Source organism: Microcystis sp. M53603_WE2, assembly GCF_030065435.1.
In genome coordinates, this window is the sequence record NZ_JASJFF010000591.1 from 1 (window position 1) to 4819 (window position 4819).

At 43.5% G+C, this 4819-nt stretch carries 6 protein-coding genes and 2 pseudogenes; 6 read left to right on the forward strand and 2 right to left on the reverse strand.

Annotated features, from left to right (window positions below; translation table 11 throughout):
• Positions 1-130: 130 nt before the first annotated feature.
• Positions 131-433: pseudogene (gene ybiA, locus PX481_RS12460) on the reverse strand (riboflavin biosynthesis intermediates N-glycosidase); the annotation flags it as partial.
• 166 nt (positions 434-599) lie between these two features.
• Here ybiA and PX481_RS12465 point away from each other — a divergent pair.
• The 4 genes from PX481_RS12465 (at position 600) to PX481_RS12480 (ending at position 3229) form a co-directional block, all read left to right on the forward strand.
• Positions 600-1121, forward strand: a complete 522-nt coding sequence (locus PX481_RS12465) for a photosystem I assembly protein Ycf3 (protein ID WP_190356647.1) — start codon at positions 600-602, stop codon at positions 1119-1121.
• A gap of 217 nt (positions 1122-1338) precedes the next feature.
• On the forward strand, positions 1339-1635 hold the full coding sequence (gene gatC / locus PX481_RS12470) for an Asp-tRNA(Asn)/Glu-tRNA(Gln) amidotransferase subunit GatC (RefSeq protein WP_288094672.1): 297 nt from the start codon (positions 1339-1341) through the stop codon (positions 1633-1635).
• Positions 1636-1761: 126 nt separating this feature from the next.
• Positions 1762-2163, forward strand: coding sequence for a phosphomannose isomerase type II C-terminal cupin domain (locus PX481_RS12475; RefSeq protein ID WP_287169945.1), 402 nt, complete (start codon positions 1762-1764; stop codon positions 2161-2163).
• Between the two features lie 694 nt (positions 2164-2857).
• Positions 2858-3229, forward strand: coding sequence for a hypothetical protein (locus tag PX481_RS12480; RefSeq protein WP_002760125.1), 372 nt, complete (start codon positions 2858-2860; stop codon positions 3227-3229).
• 95 nt (positions 3230-3324) lie between these two features.
• On the opposite strand, the gene PX481_RS12485 is transcribed toward PX481_RS12480, so the two are convergent.
• A complete protein-coding gene (locus tag PX481_RS12485; protein ID WP_071825054.1) occupies positions 3325-3507 on the reverse strand; it encodes a hypothetical protein in 183 nt (60 codons plus the stop codon).
• A 404-nt stretch (positions 3508-3911) separates the two neighbouring features.
• Here PX481_RS12485 and mazG point away from each other — a divergent pair, with 404 nt between their 5' ends.
• A complete protein-coding gene (gene mazG / locus PX481_RS12490) occupies positions 3912-4745 on the forward strand; it encodes a nucleoside triphosphate pyrophosphohydrolase (RefSeq protein ID WP_288094671.1) in 834 nt (277 codons plus the stop codon).
• Positions 4745-4819, forward strand: a pseudogene (locus tag PX481_RS12495) (signal peptidase I); the annotation flags it as partial. The gene mazG and the pseudogene PX481_RS12495, both read left to right, overlap by 1 nt.

Consider the following 4819-nt stretch of genomic DNA (forward strand, 5'->3'; position numbering starts at 1 on the left):
CTTCTAGAGTTACAGTAGATGCGATCGCTTGTTGCCCTGTCAGCACAGATGCCAGGGTGATTAATCCTAGAAAACTCGTCAGCTTCTGTCTCATGCTCTTAATTCCTGTCAATGATAGCCAGTTTCTATCCTAGCCAATCAGCCGGAAAACCTGCCTCACTTCCATAAGAATATGGCCTAAACGGTTTTTGCCGCTACCATCAGCACCACAGCCCCAATAATAATCGATCGGCGAATTTTCTACTAATAAACTGTCGCCTGTGCATAGCATAATTTGGCGAATATTGCCAGGAATTGTCAACTTTCTTAATACACCTCGATACATGATTTCCTCTTTGATATTTTCCCAATCGGGACGCAAGGGATAAAAATTAGTGCGCCCCATAGTTGCCGCTTGCTGGGGAGTGGCTGCCAGTCGAATCGCTTCTGAATAGGGATGTTGAGGGAATTTCTGTGCTTGAAAATAATGTTCGCTGGTGGGCCACCAAACACCCTCTTAAATCGAAACCGTGGCCAGAAAAATTAGAAAAACAACCATAGGGTTTCTCGCGAGTGCTATAAAAGTAAATAGTCATTTCGATCGCTTACCCGTCCTAACTATGCCACGCACTCAACGTAACGATAATTTTATTGATAAATCTTTTACCGTCATGGCGGATATCATTTTAAAGATACTCCCCGCCAATAAAAAAGCCAAGGAAGCCTTTGTTTATTACCGCGATGGGATGTCTGCTCAAGCTGACGGCGAATATGCCGAGGCCCTCGATAATTACTATGAAGCTTTAACATTAGAAGAGGATCCTAACGATCGCAGTTATATCCTCTACAATATCGGCATTATCCACGCTAGTAACGGCGAGCATGAGAAGGCCTTAGAATACTACGAAGAAGCTATCCAACTTAATCCCAGGATGCCCTCCGCTTTGAATAATATCGCCGTTATTTACCATTTTCAAGGGGAAAAAGCCAGAGAAGACGGTCAACAGGCCGAAGCAGCAGCACTCTACGACAAAGCGGCAGAATACTGGAAACAAGCCATCCGATTAGCCCCCAATAACTACATTGAAGCCCAAAACTGGCTGAAAATCACCGGGCGATCGGAAATTGATGTTTTCTTCTAAATTGAGGAGACAGGAGACAGGAGTCAGGAGTTAGGAGTCAGGAGTTAGGAGACAGGAGGCAGCAGATTATTTTTTTTTATTCTCCCCACACCCCACACCCCACACCCCTAACCCCATTTCTCCCTACACCCCACACCCCACACCCCCCCGATGTCGGGGGGGGTTGGGGGGTCACACCCCACACCCCACACCCCACACCCCTAACCCCATTTCTCCCATGATCGATCGAGCTACAGTTGAAAAAATCGCCCATTTAGCCCGTTTAGAGATTAATAGCAGCGAAGAAGAACAATTTGCGCTGCAATTAAGCGGGATACTGGATTATTTCGAGCAGTTAAGCGAATTAGACACGGAAAATGTGCCACCCACCACGCGAGCGATCGAAATTCAAAATATCACTCGCGCCGATGGTAATAGACTTTATCCCGATCACGAGGTCTTAGTGCAGGAATCGCCGGCTCCAGAAGGGGATTATTTCCGGGTTCCCCGTATTCTCAACACCGACGAAGAGTGAATTAGTGATCAGTGATCAGATGTGAGTTTTCAGTTTACTGTTTACTGATCACTGATTTAGATGCCATCTAGGGTTTTTGCTGCTATCTTGGACTAAGATCAGACCTAGCAATGGAGACATAATATAATGATCGCATCTCAAGATGTGGCACCATTTCAGCTTATTTCGACCGTAGAATCGGCAGCAACAGAATTTAGACCTTGGGGTTCTTTCACCACTCTAGAAGAAGGTCTTGGTTATAAAATCAAGCGAATTGAAGTGAATCCGGGTCATCGTCTCAGTTTACAGATGCACTACCATCGCAGTGAACACTGGATTGTGGTTTCGGGAACGGCAAAAGTCACCTGTGGAGATAACGAAGAAATTCTCGGAGCCAATCAGTCCACTTATGTGCCGCAGTGTACGGCTCACCGTCTGGAAAACCCCGGGGTGATCAAATTGGTATTAATCGAAGTGCAGAATGGGGAATATTTAGGAGAGGATGATATAGTCCGTTTTCAGGATGATTATGCTCGCCATCAGAGCTAAGACCGTGTTTAGGGAGACAGAAAGGCAAGAAACTATATTTTCGCCCCAAAAACCTTTTGAGGTTAGTCTGCCTGACTGTCTTCCCTGCTGTCAAGGCTTGTCAAGTTCTAGAAAAATTTTCTTTTCGGGCCGGGTAGCGGTTTTCCTCCATGGCAGAAAAATAAACTTCCCCTAGGCCCTGTGTGGGAAGCTTGAGGAAAGCTGGGCTAGGGGAAATAATTTATTCCTTTGCTGGATTAACTTTAGCATATAACTCTCATTTGTCAGGACTATAACAGCCAGATGTCAATTCTGTGACAAATGCGAGTTTTCAGTTTACTGATTGCTGGTGACTGATTACTGGTTACTGTCGTCCACTTATTTTCTGAGAATTCTAGAGGTACTTGTAAATATTTGTTACAAGGAGACGCGGAAAAATCTGAGGACAGGGAGACAAGAAAGGATTATCGACGGGGATCAAGGATTTCAGTAGGAAACTAGATTGGGGATCAAGGGAAACCGATTGTAAAGTTTTCGATACCTCTTGGCGATTTTTGTAATAGTTCGATACATATAACATAGATGATCAGCGATGATTGTAAATTTATATTGCGAATAGCTCATCTTCTTCGGTGTTTTCCCTATACTGGTTCTCATCAACTTTGAGCCGACGTGCAGAAAAGTTAGACCACCAAGTTTGTAAGAGGTCAGGAAGATGCAATTAACCGCAAGAAATAACTGGGGCCACGTTTCTTTAGCAATGCTAAAAAGCTTTCTTCTCTGGAGTTTCGTCCTCACTGTCTGTTTATTAGTAGTGGGATTTCCTTTAGTAGTATTAATGATGACAGTGGGGGCATTGTCGGCGATTATCTTACAGTCGGTTTTACCGGTTAGTTCCGTGCTTTTAGTGGCGGGAATGATTATTGGTATTAACATTTTGGCTATCCTAATTAGTGCCGCTTTGTTAGCAGCAAAAGGTGTTCATCCCCATGAAGTTAGCTGGTTGCACTGGTTACACGGTGAGGCAAAAACTTCTCATCAAGCTGTTTATGCTTCTTGTCCCCTAACTTGCGGGATGATTCATTAAATCTGATTTTCTTACAGTGGAATTACTTACCTTTTTTCTATTTAGATTTATTTAAGTTTTCAACTGCTTTATCGGTTGACTATACAGATTCCAAGCTAGTGCAACCCGGTTTTACCGGGTTTTTTCATCATTATTGAACTAAAGCAGTGGCTCTCCCTGGTTTGGTGGGTAAAATGTATTCTAAGATACAGTTTTGCGGGCAAGTGAGTGGAATGGGAACCACTCCAGACACAAAGGACACAGAGATCGATCACTACTATATAAGTTAAACTGATCACACAAAGAATAAGAGAGCCAAGCAGTTATCTGAATAATGGGGCGTAGGTCTTCGCTCAAATTAGGTTAAACTTCATCTATTAAGCTAAGACGCATTTAAAGCACTTATTCTTAAGATTAGCCGAATCTCCCCCAATCCCTTTACTGTTGCCTCTTGCCTCTTGCCTCTTGCCTCGTCTCAACAAGCAATTGAAATGCTTAACAGCTTATCAGAAAGGCTGTAACTGAATGTTAGAAGACAAGGAGATGGGAGCTTTTGATAACTGATAACTGATAACTGATAACTGATAACTGATCACTGATCACTGATCACTGATCACTGATAACTGATAACTGATCACTGATCACTGATCACTGATAACTGATAACTAACCGGTATAATGGGCGAGAAAACCGGAAAAAATCGATGTCTAGCCTTCCAGAAACCGACAATCCCCGCTACAAGGCCATCTTAGAGGCATTAAACCATTTAATCAGCGTTGTTGCCCGTTTACGAGATCCAGAAAGCGGCTGTCCTTGGGATTTAGCTCAAACCCCGGAAACCCTAATTCCCTACGTTATCGAAGAAGCTTATGAGGTGGTAGCGGCGATTAAAAGCGGTGATAAAACTGCCATTGCCGAGGAATTAGGCGATTTACTGCTACAGGTGGTTTTACAAGCCCAAATTGCCAGCGATGAGGGTAATTTTAGCCTAGAAGAAGTGGCTAGAGGCATCACCGATAAATTAATTCGTCGTCATCCCCACGTTTTTGGGGAGCTATCCCTAGAAAATCCCGAACAGGTGCGTCAAAATTGGGAGAAAATCAAAGCTGAGGAAAAAAATGACCCGACTATTAGCGGCAAATTAACCCGTTATGCCCAAACTTTACCACCCTTGATGGGAGCGATGAAAATTTCTCGGCAAGCAGCGCGAGTCGGTTTTGAATGGGAAAATATCGCAGGAGTCTGGGAAAAATTTGGCGAAGAGTTAGCAGAATGGCAAGAGTCCCTAGAATCGGGCGATAAAGAGCATCAACAGGCCGAATTAGGCGATTTACTCTTTACTATTGTCAATCTTGCTCGCTGGTATGATTTAGATCCCAGTATCGCTTTACAAGAGACTAATCTGCGTTTTATTCAACGTTTTTCCCTAGTGGAATCTGTGGCAGAAAAGCCTCTCCATGACTATACACTAGAGGAATTAACAGTTTTCTGGCAGCAAGCGAAAGCTAAGTTACATCAACCATCATCTGGGCAATAATGCAAGAGCAAGAAATTAATAAGGACAAATCCAAGAGTTTTTGGGCTTCTATTCGAGAAAATCTGCAAATTATC

Coding starts and splice junctions, on each gene's coding strand:
- PX481_RS12465 (WP_190356647.1), top strand. CDS start 600: ATGCCACGCACTCAACGTAACGATAATTTTATTGATAAATCTTTTACC.
- gatC (WP_288094672.1), top strand. CDS start 1,339: ATGATCGATCGAGCTACAGTTGAAAAAATCGCCCATTTAGCCCGTTTA.
- PX481_RS12475 (WP_287169945.1), top strand. CDS start 1,762: ATGATCGCATCTCAAGATGTGGCACCATTTCAGCTTATTTCGACCGTA.
- PX481_RS12480 (WP_002760125.1), top strand. CDS start 2,858: ATGCAATTAACCGCAAGAAATAACTGGGGCCACGTTTCTTTAGCAATG.
- mazG (WP_288094671.1), top strand. CDS start 3,912: ATGTCTAGCCTTCCAGAAACCGACAATCCCCGCTACAAGGCCATCTTA.